Consider the following 3663-nt stretch of genomic DNA (forward strand, 5'->3'; position numbering starts at 1 on the left):
AGCATGACGATTCGTGTGTATACGGAGGACAACCTGACCCCGGAACCGTGGATGCAAGACGCCGCATGCGCCACCACGAACCCGGACGCATGGTTCCCGAAGAACGGCGACAGGCCCACCGCAGAAGCAGCCATCGCCATCTGCAAAACATGCCCCGTACAAGCCGAGTGCATCACCTTCGCTGTACGCACCGGCCAAACATCCGGCATCTGGGGTGGCCTCTCACCACGCCGCCTCGGACGACTCAGGAGAAGGAGCGCCGCATGAGTTACATCACAGCACCGGGCGCGATCCCAACCACGTACCCCAGGGAAGCGCCGGAGCACGTCTGCGGGAAGTGTCGCAACCCGTTCACGGTAGGCAACCCGAACTGCCCCAACAACCGCGAGAAGGAGTGACCTTGGATTTGCACAGGGCTATCCACAGCCTAACGGGTGCGAAGTCGCCAGTTTCGCGATTCTGGATTACGGAAGGGAGATCGTAATGGATGGCAGAACAATCGTCGCGGAGTCCTACCTTTCGATGCTGACTGTCGACGACCGGCACGCTGGAATGTACGTTCGGCTCGCTTATAACTACAAGGTGCCTTTTGGGAAGATCGTCGATATCACGGGCTTCGATCCGGCACTTGTTGTCCGGCTCATCGAAGGGGGCGACTGACTTGGCATGGTTCAAAGTCGACGACGGGTTGCATTCGTCCAAGAAGTTTTTGTCCATCCCCAGGCGCCACCGGTTCGCTGCTATCGGAGTTTGGACCCTTGCCGGCTCATGGTGCGCCGATCAACTCACTGACGGTCACGTCCCGGCATACATGCTTGAGCAGTGGGGAACACCGCCCGCAGCGCCGGCGGCCCTCATCGACGCGGGTCTTTGGGGCCGTACGTCTGACGGATACGAGTTCTACAACTGGCACGCGTACCAGCCACGTAAGGAAGACGTAGACGCTGAGCGGGCCGCGAGTAGGGAACGCATGCGGGAGTTGCGAGCGCGACGTAAGCAAGGGAAACCGCAGAAAGACGCGGAAGAACAGGAACCGTTCGGGCGAACAGGTCCGAACGGTTCGGAAAACGTTCGTAACCCCGACCCGACCCGACCCGACCCGACCCCTACTTCTAAAGAAGTAGAAGGCGCTTCGCGCGGTTCACGCGTCCCAGAACCCTTCGACATCAGCGACGACATGCGCGCATGGGCGAAGGAGGAAGTGCCGCTGGTCGACATCGATAGGAAGACCATCGAGTTCGTCGACTACTGGGCGGCAATCCCGGGCCAGAAGGGCGTGAAGCTCGACTGGGGGAGAACGTGGAAGAACGGCATGCGGAAGCAGCAGGAGTTCGCGGAACGTGATGCAGGCAAGCGGCCTCAGAAGCCGCAGGTCAAGATCCCGTCGAACGAAGAGTGGATGTACAGATGAACGCAGAGCAAGCCGTTCTTGGCTGTGTGCTTCGCGAGAACCGCGTGTTCCGGGAAGCGGCGCTCATCATCCGCGGCGACGACTTCGCCGACTCGCGACTCGGGGTCCTGTTCGATCGTCTTGGAACTGCAATCACGGCAGGGGAGAAACATGACGCCCTGACGATCGAAGGTCGTTTCGGAGAGTGGGGGATTCGCGGCATCGGCCCCGATGAGCCCTGGCGGTGGCTAGACATGGCAACCGCGCCATCCCTCGTCGCCTCGTATGCGTCGATCGTGAAGCAAGACGCGATGCGGCGAACTGGCCGTACTGTCCTGCAGGACGGTTTGGCGAAGCTGGGGGATCACGGCACAGACCCGGCGCAGGTTTGGGAGGACGTAAAGTCCGGGCTCACCCGGCAAGCATCACCGTCCTTTGACACCGTAACGCTGGCCGAGGTGCTGCAAATCCCCGACGACGCAGACTGGGTGATCCCCGGGCTCATGGAACGCAAGGACCGCCTCATTCTCACCGGGCACGAAGGCCTCGGCAAGACGACGCTGGTCCGCCAGATGCTCATTCTGCCGGCCGCCGGTGTTCACCCGTTCACGTTCGATGAGATCGACCCCATCACCGCCCTAGTTGTGGATGCCGAGAACACGGGCAAGCAGTGGATGCGAGCAGCGAGATGGATGAGTGAGCAAGCGCAACGGCGCGGCATGACTGATCCGACTCAACGCATCCACATGCGCCTGTCGGGCCGCTTGAACCTTCTAGACCCGGCCGAACTCGGAGGCATTCACCAGCTCATCGACCGCCATGATCCGGACGTCGTATTCATCGGCCCGCTGTATCGCCTGGCGCTGCGGATGAACACTGACGACGACATTGCCCCTGTGATAGCTGCCCTCGATTCGATTCGAGACCGAGGGGTCGCGCTGGTGATCGAAGCTCACGCCGGTCACGCTGTTGGCGTCAACGGAATCCGCGACGTGCGTCCCCGCGGATCGTCTGCGCTGCTGGGGTGGCCGGAGTTCGGCTACGGCATCCGAAAGGACACCGAACATCAGGAATTGTACGAATTCGTCGCATGGAGAGGAGCGCGTGAGTTGCGCGAGTGGCCAGAGAAGTTGAGGCGGGGCGGGGCGGGACAGTTCCCGTGGCACGCGGTGCAGGAGTGGTGATGTCCGAAGTAGTGGTGTTCACGAAGCCGTCGTGTGTGCAATGCACAGCAACACACCGATATCTGACCGAGAAGGGCGTGGAGTTCATTGAACTGCCCGCCGAGAACCACCTGCCGCTGTTGCGGGCGCTCAACCACATCAGCGCGCCAGTGGTGCTGGCAGACGGTGATCATTGGTCTGGGTTTCGCCCGGACCGCATTGACCGAGTAATCGAAGCAAGGAGAAACAGCTGATGGCTGACATTCAGGTCCGATCCGCGTTCGTCGACAAGGTACTCGTCGGCCCAGACGGCCCGTGGGGACTCAAGACGAGCGAACCCCACTCCCGGAAGAACGACGCGGGCGGGTACGACACCACCGGGCGCACCTTCCGCACCATCCGCGGCAAGAACATCGACTGGGCCCAGTTCCAGGAGAAGGACCGCATCTCGTTCTTCGGCCGTGAAGAGACCGTCGAGCGCGAACATGAGGGCAAGAAGTATTACGACCTGCTCGTGTGGGTTGACGGGGTGACGGTGCTGCGGAACACGGGCCAGTCTCGTCCGGCGCCCACACCCGAACCCTGGCAGACACCCGCCACCACCCCCCAGGCAGACGCATGGACGACACCCGCAGGAGGTGACAGCTTTGGAAACCCGACCCCTTTCTGACCTGATCGCAGCACTCCGCAAGGGAGACGGAAACGGTTGCCGACACGCGAACGCTCTCATGCAGGTAGCCGCCGACGCACTCATGGCAAACCAGGGCGCGATCGTCAACAGCATCATCGAACGCACACGAACCGAACCCATCTCTATCAATGAGGAAGCGCGGATTCCATACGTCGGAAGCAGCGCTGATTTCCTGGTCCAGGTATCGCAGGGCGAGCCGTCCGAAGCCGAGCGTCACGCCCAAGCGTGTCTGCAGGCTCGCATCCTCGAGGATCATGCCCCCCACCTTCACCTCGGCCAATGCAAGTGTGGGGCGTCACTCGGTGACTCGATCGACTGGAGTTGGCACCTCACAGGCGCCACTCTGCGTGCTGCGTGGAGCATCCGATGACTTTGCCGCCGTTGTGGCGTTGTCCGTCGTGTCCGGTCATCCTTGTCGG

Annotated in this window: 7 protein-coding genes; all 7 read left to right on the forward strand. The window is 61.8% G+C overall.

The features are described from left to right. Positions 1–267 (forward strand): WhiB family transcriptional regulator (locus tag AB0300_RS18680; RefSeq protein WP_366216673.1); only part of this gene is annotated, 267 nt, incomplete at its 5' end. Further along, positions 264–398 carry a hypothetical protein gene (locus AB0300_RS18685; RefSeq protein ID WP_366216674.1) on the forward strand — a complete coding sequence of 45 codons (135 nt, stop codon included), beginning with the start codon at positions 264–266 and terminating at the stop codon, positions 396–398. The genes AB0300_RS18680 and AB0300_RS18685, both read left to right, overlap by 4 nt. Before the next feature lie 85 nt (positions 399–483). Further along, positions 484–660, forward strand: a complete 177-nt coding sequence (locus tag AB0300_RS18690) for a hypothetical protein (RefSeq protein ID WP_366216675.1) — start codon at positions 484–486, stop codon at positions 658–660. 151 nt (positions 661–811) lie between these two features. Next, positions 812–1411: a hypothetical protein gene (locus AB0300_RS18695; RefSeq protein WP_366216676.1), complete on the forward strand. Its 600-nt coding sequence runs from the start codon at positions 812–814 to the stop codon at positions 1409–1411. Beyond that, entirely contained in the window at positions 1408–2574 is a 1167-nt protein-coding gene (locus AB0300_RS18700) for an AAA family ATPase (RefSeq protein ID WP_126893536.1), read from the forward strand. Before AB0300_RS18695 ends, AB0300_RS18700 begins: the two co-directional genes overlap by 4 nt. Continuing rightward, positions 2574–2807: a glutaredoxin domain-containing protein gene (locus tag AB0300_RS18705; protein ID WP_366216677.1), complete on the forward strand. Its 234-nt coding sequence runs from the start codon at positions 2574–2576 to the stop codon at positions 2805–2807. The genes AB0300_RS18700 and AB0300_RS18705 overlap by 1 nt, the downstream gene beginning before the upstream one ends. After that, on the forward strand, positions 2807–3223 hold the full coding sequence (locus tag AB0300_RS18710; protein ID WP_366216678.1) for a hypothetical protein: 417 nt from the start codon (positions 2807–2809) through the stop codon (positions 3221–3223). The genes AB0300_RS18705 and AB0300_RS18710 overlap by 1 nt, the downstream gene beginning before the upstream one ends. Positions 3224–3663: the final 440 nt, after the last annotated feature.

This window comes from Microbacterium sp. NPDC078814 (assembly GCF_040702645.1).
GTDB lineage: Bacteria > Actinomycetota > Actinomycetes > Actinomycetales > Microbacteriaceae > Microbacterium.